The organism is Virgibacillus profundi (assembly GCF_002287375.1).
In the GTDB taxonomy this organism is placed as follows: Bacteria; Bacillota; Bacilli; order Bacillales; family Amphibacillaceae; genus Virgibacillus_K; species Virgibacillus_K profundi.
In genome coordinates this window covers 211,048-229,284 of sequence record NZ_NPOA01000003.1, presented here as the reverse complement: position 1 = coordinate 229,284, position 18,237 = coordinate 211,048, and the positions used below count along the sequence as shown (strand labels likewise).

Genomic DNA, 18,237 nt, shown 5'->3' with positions numbered 1-18,237 from the left:
ATATACCCCCTACTTTATTCTTTCTATAATCGTTGCATTCGCCATTCCCATTCCTTCACAAATTGCAAGCAACCCATATCTTCCATCAATCCGCTCTAACTCATTGACTAAGGAAACGAGTAATTTTGTCCCCGTTGCTCCTAAAGGATGGCCTAAAGCGATTGCGCCACCATTTACATTCAATTTATCCGGATCAGCTCCGATATCTTTTAACCATGCAAGCGGAACTGATGCAAATGCTTCGTTTACCTCATATCGATCTATTTCATCAATGGACAGGTTTGCTTTTTTTAGAACTTTTTGAGTTGCAGCAATCGGGCCTGTCAGCATCAAGGTAGGGTCTGAACCTACTACAGTTCTGGCGATAATTTTCGCTGTTGGTTTCAAGCCTAGTTTATCTGCTTTTTCCCGTGACATTAATAATACGGCACTTGCCCCATCACTCATTTGGCTGGCATTACCTGCTGTTATTCTTCCGTCCTCTTTAAATACAGTTTTTAATCCTGCTAATGTTTCCAGTGTTGAATTTCCCCTTGGCCCTTCATCTACTGAGACTCTATTGGTTTCTCCATCCTCGCTGGTTACATCTACAGGAACAATCTCTTTTTCAAAGTTCCCCTGACTTATAGCCCTTAAAGCGCTTTCATGGCTTTGTAAAGCAAATTCGTCTAATTGCTCTCTGGAAAGCTCCCATTTTTCAGCAATCTTCTCAGCAGATATTCCCTGATTTACAATGTCGTATTTAGCTGTTAATTGCTTGCTCGGTTTAACATCTCCCATATTGGAAAACATCGGCGTGCGTGTCATACTTTCCACACCACCTGCAATAACAATATCCATATCACCTGACGCAATTGCCTGGGCTCCAAAATGAACTGCCTGCTGACTCGATCCACATTGACGATCAATCGTTACTCCTGGAACATGGGTAGGAAAACCTGCTATTAATGATGCTGTTCTGGCAATATTTCCACCCTGCTCATTCACCTGTGTAACACAGCCTAAAATCACGTCTTCCACCATACTTTTATCTACGTTTGCCCGCTTCACTAATTCATCTAAGATAACCGCAGCCAATTCATCCGGACGGTAGTTTGCATACATCCCTTTGCGACGACCCACCGCAGTGCGACACCCTTCAATAATTACAACTTCTCTCATTATCCTTGCCCCCTTTTTTTGCCAGTTAGGAAAGTAAAAATACTTTCTTACTGCATAAGTGCATAAGTAATACTTCGAAGCATTTACATCGCAGACGAAAAGTATTTTTCGTTGAACTAATGCTGTCACCCAAAGACATGGTGACAACCAAGTTTTCTAAAATTTTAAGTTACTTCAAGTATACCTTTAATGATAAACTACTTAAAGCATCCTTAAGAAGTTTTACTTTATAATTTTCGGGAAGATACTATATAGAACGACAATTTTTTAAAGAAAGGGTTTTTTAAATAATGAGCAATAAACAATACCAGCCAACAAAAAATATACAGCTTTCCGATGCACAGGAAGTACATTACTCAAAAGAGTTTAAACACGCTGATATAGCCGGAGGTTATCGCAAACCACACGTGAATGAAGCTAATAGTGAGAATTCGAATTTACAATAGAATATATTCTGAAAAATCGCCTTGCTTATTCAATAAGTAAGGCGATTTTTATATTTATGAAACTTTTTATTTCAATATCCGTAAGTATTAACAGATTGCAAATTGGAGGTAGTACATATGTCAGAAGTTGCCATGGAATTGGTTGATGTTAAAAAGACTATTGGCAAGAAAGAAATTATTAAAGGACTATCATTTACGATTAATAAGGGGGAAGTATTTGGATTTATTGGCCCAAATGGTGCTGGAAAAACAACCACAATAAGAATGATGGTTGGCTTAATGCAGCTCACAGATGGTGATGTACGTATTTTAGGTAACAGCATTAAAACTGACTTTAAAAAAGCGATAAGAGAAGTTGGCGCAATTGTTGAAAATCCTGAAATGTATCCATTTATGACAGGCTGGCAAAATTTAATGCATTATTCCAGAATGATTCCTGGAATAACGAAAGAACGAATAAATGAGGTAATTCGTCTTGTCGGTCTTGAGAAGCCGATCAAAGAAAAAGCGGGGAAATATTCATTAGGAATGCGGCAGCGCCTCGGAATTGCCCAAGCCTTACTGCATAGTCCTTCCGTACTTATTTTGGATGAACCAACAAATGGACTGGATCCAGCTGGAATCCGGGAAATCCGAAAATATATCAGAAAGCTTGCGGAAGAGGAAAATGTTGCTGTTATTATTTCCAGTCATCTGTTATCAGAAATTGAGCTCATGTGTGATCGTATTGGTATTATTAAAAATGGGGAGCTTGTTGCCATTCAAGATGTAAAAGGACCTGTTGAAACAGAAAAGACAAATCAAAATCAGGTGCAAATGGAAGTAATTCCTGCCGATAAGGCAATCGAACTTTTAAAGGAACATCACGGAATAGATGCTGTTCTCGAGGATGGAAACCTAGCCTTTCAAGCTGAAAAGGAAAGTATTCCTAAAATGATTCAAACACTCGCAAAACACGAAATTGCAATTTATCAAGTAGGGGTAACCAAAGCAACACTTGAGGATAAATTCTTTGATTTGATTGGGGAGAATACGATTGAGTAATTTTTTCAAGCTTATTTATAATGAATTAATAAAAACATACATACGAAAGTCAACATGGATTATGTATATTATTTTAGCGGGAATAATTATCGGTTTAGGCTTTCTGACAAATTCCTTTGAGGAAACTGGTGATAAGTATGAACAAGATAATTGGAGAGAAGTATTACAGGAGGAAAATCAAGAATTAACGAAGGAAATGGAAGCGGAAGAATTCATGGAAGGCATGAATACGGGTATGATTGCTCAAAATAATTACTACCTTGAGAATGACATTCAACCATCAAGCTATGATGCATGGCAGTTTGTTATGGAAAATCAATTATTACTATCATTGGTCAGCTTACTTACAATCATTGTTGCAGCCGGAATTGTAGCCAATGAATTCAGATGGGGAACCATCAAGCTATTGCTTATACGTCCCATTTCCCGTACAAAAATGCTGCTCGCAAAGTATACATCGGTTCTATTGTTCTCCTTATTTACATTGCTATTTGTCTTACTCTTTTCCTGGATCATCGGAGCTATTTTCTTCGGAATAAATGGCATGGATCCTCATATTGTAATGGAGAAGAGCAGTGGTCTTGAATATATATCTGTTATCAATGAGATTGTTTCAGGATATGGCTTCAAACTGGTTAATTTAGTCATGATGACAACATTCGCATTCATGATTTCAACCATTTTCCGAAACAGTGCACTTGCCATCGGAACTGCTATTTTCCTAATGATGGCAGGTAATCAAATTGTTGGATTTTTTGCAGAGCGCACGTGGGCAAAATATATCCTATTTGCAAATACGGATTTAAGCCAATATGTTAATGGTAATACGCCATGGATAGAGGATATGACATTAGGCTTTTCCATAACAATGCTACTGATTTATTATGTGATATTCATGCTCCTATCATGGGTGTTTTTTGCCAAGAGAGATGTGGCAGGTCAATAATATAGAAATGCAAAAACACATATACTATAATAGTATATAGTATTATATACCACCTTGAATTTTTGGAGTGTTTACCTTGAAGCGATATTTAACAGCATTCTTTATTGCGCTAAGTGGAGTCATCATATTTGTTGGCTTACGTATTAATTTCGAATGGAATGGGATTGTATCCTGGGGGCTGGCGCTGATTTGTTTAATATTTGCTGCATATTTTACAAAATACATTCCCAATGAGAAGAAAAGTAAGAAGTCATAATCTAAAAGGAATTCCGGAAATTGCAACGGATTCCGTTAACCACCTGCAGTTTATATACATTATTTGTAAGTTAAACTGCAATACAAAATGCACCTTGAAATGAGGTGCATTTTTTCTGTTAATAATAACTTAATTCTTCTGGCAAAACCAATATTCAGTTTCAATTCTTTTTTAAAATACATATACAAGTAATTACGATCGCTTACATTTTTTTACTATTCCCTCTCCTATAGTGGGCTAATCTTGTAAAGAAAATAAATGTCATTTATTCTATGAATAGATGACATTTATTTGGAGGAGATTAAATGCTAGCCAAAATAGACAAATCCGGTGAAGTTGCTGTTGCGGTATTTACAAGGCAGTTTTATTATACAATTGATGAAGTATGGCCCTATTTAACAGACAATAATAAACTGCAACAATGGTTTTCTGAACTCGAAATTCAAGAATTAAAAAAAGGCAGTGAAATTCTTTTTGATATGCAGGATGGAAATTATGAAAGAATGGAGATACATGAGGTTGAACCAAAAAGCATATTTGCTTTCACATGGGATAAAAATTCCGTACGCTTCGAACTGGAAGCGAACTCTTTCGGCTGTAAGCTTGTGTTCAAGGAATATCTTCATGAAGTAACCGACCATACGCCAAAGGATCTGGCAGGATGGCATGTTTGTCTTGAGGTGATTCAAGCCTTGCTTGACGGAACCACCATCCGTAACAGGAGATCCCTCTGGAACAGATGGTATTTAAAATATCAGGAGGAAATAAAAGAAGCTGGGCTATAGTTAAAAGATTTAGTAATCTGCCACAATCAGAAAATGACTACAAAATTGCACATTAATTTGTAGTCATTTTTATAGATACAGACACAGCAAAATAGTAGTGGAGATCGGTCCATTAATTGTAAAATGGTAAAGCATATTGGACATACTAAACTCCCTACAGCATAGTTATAATCTAAGTTAATGCAGCTGGTTCTTTGGAATTGGTATGAAAATGAGTTTATCATCATCCACAGCTGGTTCCCCACGCCCATCTGTGTTATTTGTAATTAGATAAAGTCCCGCCTCAGCTGCATAAACGTCACGGACGCGCCCTACGTCTGAAACAATCAATTCAACAGTTTCATTCATGGGATCAAATTTCCTTAGACCCTCTCCTCTTAATGAAGCGAAATAAAAGTTACCACGATAATAGGTCATCCCGGAAGGAGCCCAGGTATCTTCACCTGAATGGACAACAGGTATCTTCATATTCTCTGCAGTTTCGTCCCCTCGAATAACCGGCCAGCCGTAGTTGTTCCCAGGCTTAATATGATTAACTTCATCATACGCATTTGAGCCGTGTTCCGTTGCATAAAACTCATTCTCTGGTCCCCAAGCGAGCCCTTGTGGATTTCGATGTCCATAGGAATAAACATATGAATCATTAAATGGATTATCATCAGGCATTGTTCCATCCAAATTCATACGCAAAATTTTCCCTGCTAAACTATCCAAATCCTGAGCTAATTCAGGCATAACGGCATCACCTGTTGTAATATACAATTTTCCATCCGGTCCAATTTCAATTCGTCCACCCTGATGGTATTGACCTCCTGGAATTTCATCTAGCAGAATGGATGTTTCTATCCAGCTATCGTCTGCTTCTTCAATCGTAACCACCCGCTGAAAAAACTGCTCATCTTCCTGATAGGAATAGTAAGCGAAGGCAGTATTTGTTTCTTTAAAGTCGTCAGGTATGGCTATTCCTAGTAAACCCGCTTCCGGCTGACTGGAAAGATTCTGATTAAATTCAACCGGTTTTCGTATAAGCTCTTCATTCTGGATTGTTACGATTGAACCAGTTCGTTCACTGATATAGAACGTATCATCAACAAAAGCAATCTCCCAGGGCTGTTCCAGTTTTTTCGCAATAACTTTCCGCTCATTCATCACATCGGGTTCCTTCGTTTTGCTGGTTTCTTCAGATTCATTGTTAGCACCCTTTTCATTTCCCGAATCGTCAGCCGTCCTGTTTTCATCTTTTTCAGATTTACCTTCTTCTGTATTTTCATCTCCATTATCCTGTTCTGTTTCCTGATCAGTTGTGTTCGAACATGCAGTGGCAAAAACAATTAGTAACAACATACCGGTCAGCAATACATATCGAATGGAAAACACCTCACTCTGATTTGTTGGGTTCAGTGTACCCATTTTCAACAGTGAGTACAACTGTGAAGCTTTTACAGCGTTTGTTTACACAGATAAAACCGAGCAAATCACCATTCCAAATATATTGAAATCTAGTTTTCATTTTAAGAAAGCAAGGGAAGGAATCCACTTCCAGTCGTAAATAAAAAAGTCCTGTTCGCACTAATAGTGCTACCAGGACTTTTGCTTTATACTATTCATTCAAGTGTTCTTTCATTTTCTCATGAACTTTTTTTTCAACCTTTTCAACTTTTTCATCCTTCAGCTTTCTCCTCGGTTTTGGGTGAAACCACTCTAATTTTCCGTCTCGAACGATACCTTTAAATACTTCACCATCTATATTTAATTTAAATTGATGGGCATCATATGATTGATCCTTGAGAACTGGTGTGACTTCAATTTCATCTAAATCCTCAATCACGTCATGTTCACCCAACAAGCGGCGAACCTCAGATTCAATCCAGTCTAATTGACTGCTATCAAGATCCTGCTTCGGATGTGGGTTAAGCCATTGAATTTCATCTTCATGGTAATTCCCTTTGTATTCCTTTCCTTCTAACGAAAAACTGAACCGATTACGCTCATACGTACGTTTTTTATAAACCTTTTTCACTTCAAAATTATCAACCAATATAATCACCTCGCTGATTTAATAGTTACTTACTTCTTTCCCGAATTCCTGTCTTATTATTCTCCACTTTGTAGAATAATGGAAATCTATTATCAGCGAAAGTTTTCGTTTTTTCAAGTGAAAACACGATAAACCTTAACTGGCTGTCAGAGGATGGGATAATTCACTAGTATACATTTCCAACCAGCTCATCAAAATTTATGATACGGTCACAAACACGCTTGAGCAAATGTGGGTCATGGCTGATTGCCAGTATTCCAATATTACGTTGTTTAACAAGCTGTAAAACTGTATGCCAAATTTGAGCCTGCGTAATAGCATCAAGCATTGTAGTCATTTCATCAGCAATCAAATACCTGGTTTCTGGTCCAAGTGCACGTGCAAGACAAAACCGCTGCAGCTCTCCACCTGAAAGCTCGCCCGGGTAGCGGTTTAACCATTCCTCATTAATTCCTAAAGCAGTTAAAAGTTCAGGATCCAAATCTCCACCTTCAGCAAGAACCTTTTCCATCCGCCATTTTGGATTAACAACCTTTTCCGGAAGCTGCCAGACTAACTGAACAGGTTGGAAGCCTTTGATAGGATATAAATTGCCATCGACTTTAATATCTCCCTGCGCCTGTTTTTTTAACCCAGCAAGTATAGTTGCCAAAGTCGTTTTGCCAGTACCGCTTTTGCCGTACAGACCAACTACTTCTCCTGGATGAATGACCAAATTTAATTGCTTGAATAACCATGGATTATTTTGATATCTATAACTGACTCCATTTACTTCAAGCATGAAAACACCTTACTATTCCACCCGAAACTGATTTATTCTGTGGTGGTTTTTGGGCACAATATTCTACAGCAATTGGACACCGACTCTCAAAAGCACATCCATTAATAGTCTCACCTGGCAAGGGCTGTGAACCTTTCAATGGGATAAAGTCATTTTGAGGCAATGCATTCCACAGTGCTCTTGTATATGGATGGCGCAGGTTTTCGCCCTTTCCAGTAAAATCATCTATATTGGCAATTTCAACTGTTTCTCCTGCATAGAAAACAGCGACTTTATCAGCAACTTCCAGGGCAGCTGTAATATCATGGGTAATAAACATGATACTCTTTCCGCCATCTGCAAGCTGTTTGATATAATGAATCGTTTCATTACGGGCATGCTCATCTAGCCCAGGTGTTGGTTCATCGGCAATTACAAGTTTTGCCTCACTTACCATTGCAGTAGAAACCAGCACTCTTCTCGCCATTCCTCCTGATAACTCAAATGGATACATCTCTCCCGCTTTTTTTGATAAGCCAACTTTATGAAATATTCTTTCCTGAATCGACTTTTTGTTCTTTCTTTTTATAACAGATTGAACCTGTTTTCCAGCTTTCATCAACGGATCAAGTGCATTCGTTGACTGTGGGATTAGCGAAATGTCTTTTCCACGCAGAAGCATTTGTTTCTCCATTGTCAGTTCTTCACCTGCAAATTTTAGATCTCCTTTTACATCGGCATTTTCCGGTAATATTCCTAAAATAGCATCTGCCAGCAGACTTTTTCCAGAACCACTAGCACCCACTACAGCAACAATCTCTCCCTGATGAATTTTTAAGCTAAAGTCACGGATCACCTGTGTGCTTGATTCACGCAATCCTTTTTTATATTGTCGAAATGTAAGAGAGAGATGATTCACTTCAAACAGCGGAGTTTTATCTTTTATTAGTGAATTTGGCAATGTGTGATCCGATTTTTCAACCTGATTTATATCCATCATCTAATTCTCCTTCATGAACTACCTCTTTATAATTTCTGGCTATGAAAAGGATCGATTAATCTGCGAATATTGCGACCCAACAAGTCAAAAATACCTACCATAGCTAACAATGACAGACCAGGGAAAAATGCCAGCCACCACATTCCAGTTGCTAAATAGCGCATCGATTCTGATAATATAATTCCAATTGCCGGCGCTTCAGCAGATAAACCAAACCCTAAGAAAGTAATTGCTGCTTCATGCAAAATAGCATGTGGAAATAATAAAACAAAGCCAACGATCAGCTGAGGAATAAGATGTGGGAGTATGTGATGTCTGGCAATCCATAAACGGGATTTCCCCAAGCTTTTAGAAACCGCCACATAATTCATGTTTTTCAACTGTAAAACCTCTGCCCGGAGCAAACGTGTCAGACTGGGCCAGTGTGTTAAAGCAAGTCCGATAACTACACCTTTAAATCCACCACCTGCTGCAAATGAAATCAAAATCAAAATGACGATATGCGGCATGCTGAGAAAAAGGTCAATCAACCATGTAATCACAGCATCCATTGCTTTATTCACTGAAGATAGCAGACTCAAGACGAGCGCAATAATTGTACTAATACATGCGGCTGTCAATCCAACACCAAAGCTTAAAGCAAGACCCTTAAACGTACGGGCGAGCATGTCCCTTCCCAGCCAATCGGTTCCAAACAGATGCGCAAATGATGGCGGGATATTCCTAAGCTGTAAATTCACCCCTAGTTTTTCCGGTCCAATCAATGCACCACTTAGTATTATTCCTATAAGCAGTATGAATGCAATAATTATAGTTACAAGCGTCCGCTGTCTTAAATTACAGCTGTTGCTCTGTTTAACTGTTCTCTCGATCATTGGACTTCTCCCTTTCTCATCCTTGGATCGATTAGCTTATACAATAGATCTGCAAGCAGATTACCAGCAAAAACAAACAAGGTGCTAAATAAAACAATTCCTAACAACAATGGTACATCCCCTCCAAGACCTGCCTGTACGACAGCCTGACCAAGACCTGGATAGGAAAATACCTGTTCAGCTAATACCGCTCCTCCAAATAGCTCCCCAAATGATGCAAAATGTAATGAAATTGCTGGGAGTGAAATGTTACGCAACCCATGCCTCCATAATAAGGAAAAGCCATTTTCCCCTTTGGCCTTGGCAAACCGGGCAAACTCACTCTGAAGAACTTCAATTAATTTTTGTCTTGTGTGTAATGCTACATTAGCTACACCTACAATACTTAGTGTTAATGCAGGCAGAAATAAATGTCTCACTCTTTCTATAAATGTTACGTCCTCAGCAAGTATGCCTGCTGGTGATGCAAGTCCAACTGGAAACCAGCCAAGTGATACTGAAAATAACATTAATAATAACAGTCCTAGCCAAAAAGCCGGTGTAGATGCCAGTAAAAAACAATAACCTTTAATGATTCGATCAACTATTGTTCCTTCACGCATTCCAGCAACTATTCCCAATAGGAAACCAAAGATACCGGACAATACCCAGGCAAACCCCATTAAGACAAGGGATGCAAGGAATCGCTCGGCAATTACATCAGCAACGGAATCACGATAAATTAACGATGTTCCAAGATTGCCTTCCAGGACAGCCTTTCCCCAGCTGAGAAACTGTTCTGTCCTCGATTCATCCAATCCCCAGTACGTGGCAATATTTTCCTGTTGCTCAGGGCTAACCCTCATCATGTCAGCTCCCACATAGGTTTGAACTGGATCAATCGGAGAGTAGCTTACGAGCAAAAAGGATAGAATGCAGATTGTAAGAAGTAAGGATACTAGTTTTACAATTTTTTTTACGACATATAAACTAATTCGCTTAAAACGCAATTTCTACCCTTCTTTCTATTCCTTCCAATGCCACTTCTCAATAAAATCCGTCACTGGCCAACCATGTCCATGTGGCTGAATTTTTTGGTCACCGATCGCCAAATCATTACGCACGAAATATAAATGGGTTAGATTTACAAGCCATACCCACGAGGCGTCTCCTTTGGCTGAAAATCCTGTTTTTCCATCCCATTGGGCTTTTTTCCAGTACGTATTTGCTTCTTCCTGTGATGTTGCATGCATTGCTTTACTCATATATTTATCTACAACGGGATTGGAATAATAATTAGAATTATAGAATCCCTGTCCTCTTGTTTTACTGCTGAATAAATTATATATTTCGAGTGGATTGTGACTTCCCCAACCCATCATCACGGGGTTGCTATGCTTTAATTTTTCTAATTCATTCCAGCTTGCCCCTTTCGTTTCTACATTTATTCCTAAATGCTTAATCATATCTGCGAATGCAATCGATAATGATTGACGAATTTGATCCCCTGCCGGATAGAGTAAAGTAAATGTTGCTTTTAATCCGTCCTTCTCTCTAACGCCTGATTCATTTTCAGTCCATCCCGCCTCTTCCAGCATCTGTTTTGCTTTTTCCGTGTTGTTATCTTTTATTACTGTTTCCGGATTCCACCAGGGCAAGTTATCTGCTACTGTATATGCTGGAGTACCATAACCCTCCAGTACACCATCCACAAGAGCCTCTCGATCCACTGCGATATTGATGGCTTTTCTTATAGCTGTATCAGATGTTACATCATTACCTATAGGATAACCGTCCTTCGTTTCTTCGCCTGCAGGTACATATGGAAACATGATACCTCTATTATCTACACTTTCCAGTTCAACCAAATGCATTCCAGCTACATCTTCATTAGCAAAGGTTGGTGGTACGGATACAACATCAGCTTCACCTGACTTAGCGGCAGCAAACGCAGCATCCTCTGATAAAAATAAGAAGGTTAACTTTTTAAAGTAAGGCTTTTTGCCATAATAATAAGGATTCGCTTCCACGATCAGCTGCTGACCTTTACTCCATTGTACCAATTGAAATGGGCCTGAGCCGATTGGATTCTCATTATAGGAATCATCGTATGCGTGCTCTGGTACAATACCTATAGTAGTAAGCAGATAGATAAACGTGGATTGGGGTTTTTTCAAGGTGATCTTCACCGAATGCGAATCAAGCATCTCTATACGATCCATATTGCTCAAATCAATGATGGATCCACTCTTTTTCGCTGTTTTATATGTAAAAACAACATCATCGGCAGTTAGATCTTCACCATCTGAAAACTTCACATCGTCACGAAGCTTAATCGTCCATTCCAGGCCGTCATCGCTTACAGAATAATCCTTGGCTAAATCATTCTGCACATTAAAATTCTCATCATATTTTAGCAGTGTACTTTGAAACAAGGGCGATCCATACTGTCCCCATCCTGTTGTCGGGTCAAATCCTTCGTCAGGCTCCCCGCCTATAGCTAAAACCAACTCATCTGTCTTTGTATCTGTTGCTGTTGGTGGTTCCTTGTCTTGTTCTGAACAAGCACTTAATATACTTAATAAAACAATAACCACACCTAAAATCATCAGCTTATTCCATTGTTTCATCCATAATCCCTCACAACCTGTAAACTTTATAGTTTTCTTTTCCAATAAAATAGTGCCCGACAATCCACCTGAGTTTGCCGGGCTCTAAAATTTAATATTTTCTTAGAAAACTCGGTTCTTTTTGAAACCATTCCAGACTTATTATATGATGGCACTCCTTAAATATTCGTTCAATTACCTGTGTTGAGTTAGCCAATACGCGAATCGTAAATCCAGGTGTAGCAAGCTCGGACAATCCTGCCTTAAAATCTCCCGCTTCTTTTTGTATCCGTTCATATAAGAGATCAAGCAACTGGGAATCTACCTTCTCAGATACTACCATAAATGAGCCTAGATGTGTATAGCCTTCCATCATACCGACCCTATCCATATCTTGCTCATTTGGATTTAATTTAATATGATCAAAAGCAACCAGCTCTTCATCCAGATAAATTTCATTAATCAGACGAAGGGAGTCATAGCTAAAGTGCTCTCCTTCTGGTGACCATCCTGGTGTCAATATATCAGTATAAAGCAGTGCCGCTCCTTTCTCCATATGAACGATATTCCTTTGGAGATAACGAGCATCTTTGTAGGCAATAAGCGGATCAGGCAAATATTCCAGATAACTGCCCTTTTTCAGGAATAGCTCTGTTTCCTGATAGGCTTGTGTATTAGGAGTTTTATAAATTTTTGTTGAAGATTGCGTCGTCACGGTTGCTTTCGCCTTTTCACCTAATGTCACGCTCATTCTGTATGTGTCGCCATCTAAATACCCGCCGCCCGGATTTAAAATATAGTAACAGGGCTGGTTGGAATTTTGATGGTAAACAGGGCGCATGATTTTAAAGGCACCTTGAAAGTACAGGTTTTTAGTCACTGTTTTTCCTTGACGCTCCTCTGCATCAAGTTCAAGAATTCCTGTCCAATCAGGCATTCTTTTCCAAGCCTCTTAACAACGCATTACGTTTTATCCAATCGATCACTTCATCGAGACCAGTATTATCTTTTAGATTGGTAAACACATATGGTTTATTTCCGCGAAATACTTTTGTATCAGATTCCATCACTTCAAGGTCTGCGCCAACATATGGAGCCAAATCAATTTTATTGATAATAAATAAATCTGATTTGATCATCCCTTGTCCACCTTTTCGTGGAATTTTTTCTCCCTGAGCAACATCAATAATATAAAATGAGAAATCGACCAGTTCCGGACTGAATGTTGCCGATAGATTGTCGCCACCGCTTTCAATAAAAATAAGCTCTACATCTGGATGTCTTTCTTCTAATTCCTCAACCGCCTCGGCATTCATCGACACATCTTCACGAATTGCTGTGTGTGGACATCCTCCTGTTTCCACTCCAATAATTCTGTTTTCTGACAAAACTCCATTTTCATTTAATATTTTCGCATCTTCTTTTGTATAAATATCATTCGTGATAACTGCCATACTGATTTCATCATTCAGCGCTCGAGTTATTTTCTCCACCAACTCTGTTTTACCTGCTCCTACAGGACCACCGATTCCTATTTTGATTGATTCCATGGTAATTCACTTCCTTATAGGTTATTTTAGAGACATATGTTTAAAGATTTAGGCTCTTTTCGTAAACTTTAGGACTGCACTTCGTTCGCCCCACCAAAATACTGTTGCTTTTAAACCTTCGCAATTTCTATAAAAGACGACGTAATGACAGTTCTCTTGCGTGATTTACTCTCTCTTGCAAATACTGGTTGAGTGCGTGGATTCGCTCCGAAGTATACTTCGCTTTCCGCGGGCTCGCGATGAGCCTCCTCGGTCGCAAAGAACGCTTCCTGTGGGGTCTCATCGTCTTCGCTTTCCCGCAGGAGTCTACGTATATTTCCTACGCTAGGACGGTGCTTTCAACTTCAAGAAGTGATTTACTTCTTGATGGAAGAACATTTGATATCCGCTTACATTGCAGTTGTTTGGAGCGGAGGACCGTTGACTCCAGCGGGAACAGCACGTGTCTGAAGACCCCGCAGAGTGGTTTTCTCGAGGAGGCTGAAGCCGTGCCCGCGGAAAGCAACGGTCCGTAGCGGAAAACAACCGACCGCATGTGTCGTCTTTTACATCTAGTACTGTGGCTGATAACAACAAATCACTTCGTGGGACGAGCAGTGCGCAGTCCCAATCTATGGAAAAGATCCAGGATATATTACTAGGACATAAAGATTCTGACATTAACCCGCTCATGTTGCATCTGTGATAGCTCAATTCCGGGTGAAATTGCCCCGAAATCTATTTCGTCTAATTGTTCAATTTTGTTAATTGCGGCTTCCAGTTTTGCTTGAAAAGAATAAATGATTTTTTGCCCGGCAGTTTGACCTATTGGAATAGCTCGTACAGCATTTTGGACAAGGCTAACGATCGATGAATATAAATAATATAAAATAGTTGTTTGTTTTGGGATGTTGAGATAATGTCCGGTCATTGTAAACACAATGGCCGAATGTCCAAATGCTTCTTTTTGATAGATGCGATTCTTATACAGTGACAGTAGTGGAGAATCAAAAATTGAATCCGCAATCTTCAGCATATGCTTTCCCATTTGCTGCGTTCCTTCCCGTGTTTCCCGTGCAGTATTTTGTACGGTCAATAAACGATCCATTTTCCAGATTTCATCAAGATTTTGATCATTTAATGCATCATAAACAATTCTCGCTGCAAGTCCGTCAACATATACCAATTGCTCCATCAAATAAATTTCCAGCCAGTCGGCAAATGTTTCCGGGTTATGCACACGATCTGCCTGAATATAGCTTTCCAAACCGAACGAATGGCTGAATGCACCGTTCGGAAAGTTAGAATCACACAGTTGGAATAACGACAACACATTGTTATCCATGACTATGTCCTATATGACGGAAAGGTTGTTTAACTTTTCTCTCCTCACGTACAAAAGGGATATCTAGATCCACTAACAATTCTTCCACGAGATAATCATATTGCACAAGCATTTCATCCCCCTCAAATTGGGCAGGAAGGTGACGATTGCCCAATTGATGAGCAATTGTTCCCATCTCAAACATATTACGCGGTTGAATAATTAACAAATCATCACTCATAACTTCAACAGCAATGATATTCTGATCATCCATATACAATACATCGCCAGCTTCTAAATCACGGGGATTTTTAAGACGTATTCCTAATTCCCTGCCGTGATCTGTTTCTACCCGCTGAATGCGTTTCATTAAATCTGCACTCTCCAAATATACCTTTTCTATATGCCGTTTATTTCGTTCATCTGGACTAATATCATTTATATTTTTTAAAATTTCCTCAATAATCATAGCTTTCACCTCAAAATAAGAAATAACGTTGACCTAGTGGTACTGTATCAACCGGTTCACTGGTGATGAGTTCACCATTAATTTTCACTTCATACGTTTGTGGATCAACATCAATATCTGGTGTTTCAGCATTAAGTTTCATATCTTTTTTGGTTAGTTGGCGAATACCGTGTACCGGCAGAACAATCTTCTCAAGACCCAATTTTTCCTTGATGTTATCGTCATAGGCTGCTTGTGATACGAATGTGATCGAACTGTTCGTCAATCCCTTGCCAATCGCCCCGAACATTGGACGATAAATCATCGGTTGCGGTGTCGGGATTGTTGCATTTGGATCTCCCATTAAGGCACTGACTGCCATCCCATTTTTAATAATCATATCGGGTTTTGCTCCAAAGAACTTCGGATCCCAAAGAACCAAGTCAGCCATTTTGCCAATTTCAACCGAACCAACATAATCGGATATCCCATGTGCTATGGCAGGGTTAATCGTATATTTAGCAATGTAGCGCTTAGCACGATTATTATCCGAATGCTTACTGTCACCCTCCATTGTGCCAAGTTGCTTTTTCATTTTATCGGCCGTTTGCCAAGTTCTAAGTACAACTTCCCCGATTCTTCCCATCGCTTGTGCATCTGAGCTCATTATGCTAAACACACCTTTATCTTGTAACACATCCTCTGCCGCTACTGTTTCAGAGCGAATACGCGAATCAGCAAACGCAATATCTTCAGGAACAGATGGATTTAAATTGTGTGCAACCATGACCATATCAAGATGTTCATCAATCGTGTTAACTGTATATGGAAGCGTTGGGTTTGTTGATGCTGGCAATACATTATTCATCCCGGCAGATTTAATTAAATCCGGGGCATGTCCGCCACCCGCTCCTTCAGTATGATACATATGGATAGCACGACCATTGATGGCATTCATAGTATCCTCAAAAAAACCACTTTCGTTCAATGTATCGGCATGAAGCGCAACCTGCACGTCATACTTATCAGCAACACGTAATGCGTAATCGATGACAGAAGGTGTTGCTCCCCAGTCTTCATGAACTTTTAGTCCGATTGCACCAGCCAAAATTTGCTCAACTAAAGGCTTTTCTGAAGCAGCATGACCTTTTCCTGTTAAGCCCACATTAACCGGAAAGTCTTCCAGGGCACCCAGCATCCGTCCGATATGCCATGGACCAGGTGTTGCCGTTGTCGCACGTGATCCAGCACCGGGACCAGCACCTCCCCCAATTAATGTTGTCGTTCCATTGGTAAGTGCAACTTCAGCCTGATCAGGATTAATAAAATGAACATGGGTATCGATAGCGCCTGCAGTTAGAATCTTACCTTCCCCGGAAATAACTTCTGTTGCAGAACCAATAATAATATCAACGTCACCTTGAACTAATGGATTACCTGCCTTGCCGATCCCTGAAATATTACCATCACGAATGGCGATATCTGCTTTGTAAATACCAGTATAATCAAGGACAAGAGCATTTGTAATAACCGTATCCGGAACACGTTCATCTTCTTCGCGTGTGATTAATGGGTGTTGCCCCATTCCATCACGAATGACCTTTCCACCACCAAATACAACTTCTTCTCCATACGTTGCATGATCTTTTTCAACCTGAATAAATAAATCGGTATCTGCCAAACGGACAGAATCACCAGTTGTAGGGCCATACATTTGAGCATATTGGTCTCTTGACATCTTAAAACTCATTTTTCATCCCGACCTTTCAATGGTCCATCTACCTTATTATGAAAACCATAGACTTCTCCTCTGACATAATCAATTAATTCCACTTCTTTTTCATCACCTGGTTCAAAACGCACTGCCGCTCCCGCCGGAACATTCAGCCGTTTACCATAACCCTCGTCCCTATTAAATTCCAATGCGTTGTTCACTTCATAAAAATGATAATGGGAACCAATCTGTATTGGCCTGTCACCAATATTAATGGCCTTAAGCTTTGTTATGGGCATGTTCTTATTACAAACGATCTCTTCTTCCTTTAAAATAAATTCTCCTGGGATCACCAGAATCACCTCTTTCTTATTGTCTAGGAAATTTTCGGGACTTGGATAACTTGTTAGCCAAGTTGACCACGCCCGGATCAAGCGCCACCACCGAGTGCGCTTTTCATTGATTTGGATCAGCGTATCGGATTATGCACTGTCACTAATTTGGTTCCGTCTGGAAAAGTAGCTTCCACTTGAATATCATCAATCATTTCCGGAATCCCTTCCATTACATCGCTTCGAGATAATACTTTTGCCCCATACTCCATTAATTCAGCAACAGTTTTCCCATCCCTTGCACCTTCAATAACCTCGTATGTTATAAGTGCCATTGCTTCAGGGTGATTTAATTTTAAGCCTCTTTGCCTTCTTCGTTTTGCAAGATCTGCAGCAACCACAATAAGAAGCTTGTCCATTTCCCGCGGCAATAATTGCATGTTAATAACCTCCTCAAATAAGAATTTAAGTATATAAAGAGCATTCCCAATTATTAAGTTTTGGAAACGTTGTTACACCCATTATAAAAAATAATAACGAATTTTTAAAATACTTTGATGAGTTTAAAATTTCGTATCGTGCTAGTCGTGTAACCAAGATGCTGGCATGTATAGCCTTTGATCATCATGTGACTGTTTTTCATCAACTACTTTACTTCCAATTGTGAAACAAATCACAAAATATTTTTCTTTTAGAAAACTTGGCTTATCGCCAAGCTTTAATGGCGAAAGCCTTAGTTGCACTTATACTGATTTCCAAAAAAGTTATACTCCTATCAGTGTAAAAACATGTTTCACTTTTCTATGGTTATTCTCTACATAAAATTTAATCAATGTGTCATCCATTTACAGCATAGGCTCTGCTGATAAAGACGGTGGTTCTCCTGAACGACTGGTGTAAGAGGGAGTTCTCTTTTGCATTTGGTAGATTAACCGATGCGAAAAGAGGTTAGGTTAACTATCAAGGTATCCTAATAAATATGGACACGCTT

20 protein-coding genes are annotated in these 18,237 nt (G+C 39.4%); 5 read left to right on the top strand and 15 right to left on the bottom strand.

Annotated features, from left to right (window positions below):
• Nucleotides 1–9 precede the first annotated feature (9 nt).
• On the bottom strand, nucleotides 10–1,161 hold the full coding sequence (locus CIL05_RS06070; RefSeq protein WP_095654629.1) for a thiolase family protein: 1,152 nt from the start codon (nucleotides 1,159–1,161) through the stop codon (nucleotides 10–12).
• A 290-nt stretch (nucleotides 1,162–1,451) separates the two neighbouring features.
• On the opposite strand from CIL05_RS06070, the gene CIL05_RS06065 reads away from it, so the two are divergent.
• The 5 genes from CIL05_RS06065 to CIL05_RS06045 all read left to right on the top strand — a co-directional run bounded on the left by CIL05_RS06065 (nucleotide 1,452) and on the right by CIL05_RS06045 (nucleotide 4,638).
• On the top strand, nucleotides 1,452–1,607 hold the full coding sequence (locus CIL05_RS06065) for a YfhE family protein (protein WP_095654628.1): 156 nt from the start codon (nucleotides 1,452–1,454) through the stop codon (nucleotides 1,605–1,607).
• A 117-nt stretch (nucleotides 1,608–1,724) separates the two neighbouring features.
• Nucleotides 1,725–2,651 (top strand): ABC transporter ATP-binding protein, encoded by a 927-nt coding sequence (locus CIL05_RS06060; protein ID WP_095654627.1) that lies wholly within the window; start codon nucleotides 1,725–1,727, stop codon nucleotides 2,649–2,651.
• A complete protein-coding gene (locus tag CIL05_RS06055; RefSeq protein WP_095654626.1) occupies nucleotides 2,644–3,597 on the top strand; it encodes an ABC transporter permease in 954 nt (317 codons plus the stop codon). The genes CIL05_RS06060 and CIL05_RS06055 overlap by 8 nt, the downstream gene beginning before the upstream one ends.
• A 76-nt stretch (nucleotides 3,598–3,673) precedes the next feature.
• Complete coding sequence (locus tag CIL05_RS06050; protein WP_095654625.1) at nucleotides 3,674–3,853, top strand: hypothetical protein; 180 nt, start codon at nucleotides 3,674–3,676, stop codon at nucleotides 3,851–3,853.
• A 305-nt stretch (nucleotides 3,854–4,158) separates the two neighbouring features.
• Nucleotides 4,159–4,638, top strand: coding sequence for an SRPBCC family protein (locus CIL05_RS06045; protein ID WP_095654624.1), 480 nt, complete (start codon nucleotides 4,159–4,161; stop codon nucleotides 4,636–4,638).
• A gap of 177 nt (nucleotides 4,639–4,815) precedes the next feature.
• Here CIL05_RS06045 and CIL05_RS06040 read toward each other — a convergent pair whose 3' ends face one another.
• From CIL05_RS06040 to CIL05_RS05975, 14 genes are all read right to left on the bottom strand, one after another.
• Nucleotides 4,816–6,048 carry a PQQ-dependent sugar dehydrogenase gene (locus CIL05_RS06040; RefSeq protein WP_240510134.1) on the bottom strand — a complete coding sequence of 411 codons (1,233 nt, stop codon included), beginning with the start codon at nucleotides 6,046–6,048 and terminating at the stop codon, nucleotides 4,816–4,818.
• A gap of 190 nt (nucleotides 6,049–6,238) precedes the next feature.
• On the bottom strand, nucleotides 6,239–6,676 hold the full coding sequence (locus CIL05_RS06035; RefSeq protein ID WP_439144826.1) for a DUF5342 family protein: 438 nt from the start codon (nucleotides 6,674–6,676) through the stop codon (nucleotides 6,239–6,241).
• Between the two features lie 166 nt (nucleotides 6,677–6,842).
• Nucleotides 6,843–7,457, bottom strand: a complete 615-nt coding sequence (locus CIL05_RS06030) for an ABC transporter ATP-binding protein (protein WP_095654622.1) — start codon at nucleotides 7,455–7,457, stop codon at nucleotides 6,843–6,845.
• On the bottom strand, nucleotides 7,450–8,436 hold the full coding sequence (locus CIL05_RS06025) for an ABC transporter ATP-binding protein (protein ID WP_240510128.1): 987 nt from the start codon (nucleotides 8,434–8,436) through the stop codon (nucleotides 7,450–7,452). Before CIL05_RS06025 ends, CIL05_RS06030 begins: the two co-directional genes overlap by 8 nt.
• Before the next feature lie 26 nt (nucleotides 8,437–8,462).
• A complete protein-coding gene (locus tag CIL05_RS06020) occupies nucleotides 8,463–9,311 on the bottom strand; it encodes an ABC transporter permease (protein WP_095654620.1) in 849 nt (282 codons plus the stop codon).
• Nucleotides 9,308–10,300, bottom strand: coding sequence for an ABC transporter permease (locus CIL05_RS06015; protein ID WP_095654619.1), 993 nt, complete (start codon nucleotides 10,298–10,300; stop codon nucleotides 9,308–9,310). The genes CIL05_RS06020 and CIL05_RS06015 overlap by 4 nt, the downstream gene beginning before the upstream one ends.
• 15 nt (nucleotides 10,301–10,315) lie before the next feature.
• Nucleotides 10,316–11,920 carry an ABC transporter substrate-binding protein gene (locus tag CIL05_RS06010; RefSeq protein ID WP_095654618.1) on the bottom strand — a complete coding sequence of 535 codons (1,605 nt, stop codon included), beginning with the start codon at nucleotides 11,918–11,920 and terminating at the stop codon, nucleotides 10,316–10,318.
• Nucleotides 11,921–12,011: 91 nt separating this feature from the next.
• Nucleotides 12,012–12,836 (bottom strand): urease accessory protein UreD, encoded by an 825-nt coding sequence (locus CIL05_RS06005; protein WP_095654617.1) that lies wholly within the window; start codon nucleotides 12,834–12,836, stop codon nucleotides 12,012–12,014.
• A complete protein-coding gene (gene ureG, locus CIL05_RS06000; RefSeq protein ID WP_095654616.1) occupies nucleotides 12,829–13,449 on the bottom strand; it encodes an urease accessory protein UreG in 621 nt (206 codons plus the stop codon). The genes CIL05_RS06005 and ureG overlap by 8 nt, the downstream gene beginning before the upstream one ends.
• Nucleotides 13,450–14,086: 637 nt before the next feature.
• Nucleotides 14,087–14,773 (bottom strand): urease accessory protein UreF, encoded by a 687-nt coding sequence (locus CIL05_RS05995; RefSeq protein ID WP_095654615.1) that lies wholly within the window; start codon nucleotides 14,771–14,773, stop codon nucleotides 14,087–14,089.
• Nucleotides 14,766–15,221: an urease accessory protein UreE gene (gene ureE, locus CIL05_RS05990; RefSeq protein ID WP_095654614.1), complete on the bottom strand. Its 456-nt coding sequence runs from the start codon at nucleotides 15,219–15,221 to the stop codon at nucleotides 14,766–14,768. Before ureE ends, CIL05_RS05995 begins: the two co-directional genes overlap by 8 nt.
• A gap of 10 nt (nucleotides 15,222–15,231) precedes the next feature.
• Complete coding sequence (ureC, locus tag CIL05_RS05985) at nucleotides 15,232–16,950, bottom strand: urease subunit alpha (RefSeq protein ID WP_095654613.1); 1,719 nt, start codon at nucleotides 16,948–16,950, stop codon at nucleotides 15,232–15,234.
• Nucleotides 16,947–17,267, bottom strand: coding sequence for an urease subunit beta (locus CIL05_RS05980; RefSeq protein ID WP_095654612.1), 321 nt, complete (start codon nucleotides 17,265–17,267; stop codon nucleotides 16,947–16,949). The genes ureC and CIL05_RS05980 overlap by 4 nt, the downstream gene beginning before the upstream one ends.
• Before the next feature lie 116 nt (nucleotides 17,268–17,383).
• On the bottom strand, nucleotides 17,384–17,686 hold the full coding sequence (locus tag CIL05_RS05975) for an urease subunit gamma (protein WP_095654611.1): 303 nt from the start codon (nucleotides 17,684–17,686) through the stop codon (nucleotides 17,384–17,386).
• Nucleotides 17,687–18,237: the final 551 nt, after the last annotated feature.

Bases quoted from the DNA above. Each gene is read 5' to 3' on its own strand.
- CIL05_RS06070 (WP_095654629.1), bottom strand. From the start codon at position 1,161: ATGAGAGAAGTTGTAATTATTGAAGGGTGTCGCACTGCGGTGGGTCGT.
- CIL05_RS06065 (WP_095654628.1), top strand. From the start codon at position 1,452: ATGAGCAATAAACAATACCAGCCAACAAAAAATATACAGCTTTCCGAT.
- CIL05_RS06060 (WP_095654627.1), top strand. From the start codon at position 1,725: ATGTCAGAAGTTGCCATGGAATTGGTTGATGTTAAAAAGACTATTGGC.
- CIL05_RS06045 (WP_095654624.1), top strand. From the start codon at position 4,159: ATGCTAGCCAAAATAGACAAATCCGGTGAAGTTGCTGTTGCGGTATTT.
- CIL05_RS06040 (WP_240510134.1), bottom strand. From the start codon at position 6,048: ATGGGTACACTGAACCCAACAAATCAGAGTGAGGTGTTTTCCATTCGA.
- CIL05_RS06030 (WP_095654622.1), bottom strand. From the start codon at position 7,457: ATGCTTGAAGTAAATGGAGTCAGTTATAGATATCAAAATAATCCATGG.
- CIL05_RS06025 (WP_240510128.1), bottom strand. From the start codon at position 8,436: ATGATGGATATAAATCAGGTTGAAAAATCGGATCACACATTGCCAAAT.
- CIL05_RS06020 (WP_095654620.1), bottom strand. From the start codon at position 9,311: ATGATCGAGAGAACAGTTAAACAGAGCAACAGCTGTAATTTAAGACAG.
- CIL05_RS06010 (WP_095654618.1), bottom strand. From the start codon at position 11,920: ATGAAACAATGGAATAAGCTGATGATTTTAGGTGTGGTTATTGTTTTA.
- CIL05_RS06005 (WP_095654617.1), bottom strand. From the start codon at position 12,836: ATGCCTGATTGGACAGGAATTCTTGAACTTGATGCAGAGGAGCGTCAA.
- ureG (WP_095654616.1), bottom strand. From the start codon at position 13,449: ATGGAATCAATCAAAATAGGAATCGGTGGTCCTGTAGGAGCAGGTAAA.
- CIL05_RS05995 (WP_095654615.1), bottom strand. From the start codon at position 14,773: ATGGATAACAATGTGTTGTCGTTATTCCAACTGTGTGATTCTAACTTT.
- ureE (WP_095654614.1), bottom strand. From the start codon at position 15,221: ATGATTATTGAGGAAATTTTAAAAAATATAAATGATATTAGTCCAGAT.
- ureC (WP_095654613.1), bottom strand. From the start codon at position 16,950: ATGAGTTTTAAGATGTCAAGAGACCAATATGCTCAAATGTATGGCCCT.
- CIL05_RS05975 (WP_095654611.1), bottom strand. From the start codon at position 17,686: ATGCAATTATTGCCGCGGGAAATGGACAAGCTTCTTATTGTGGTTGCT.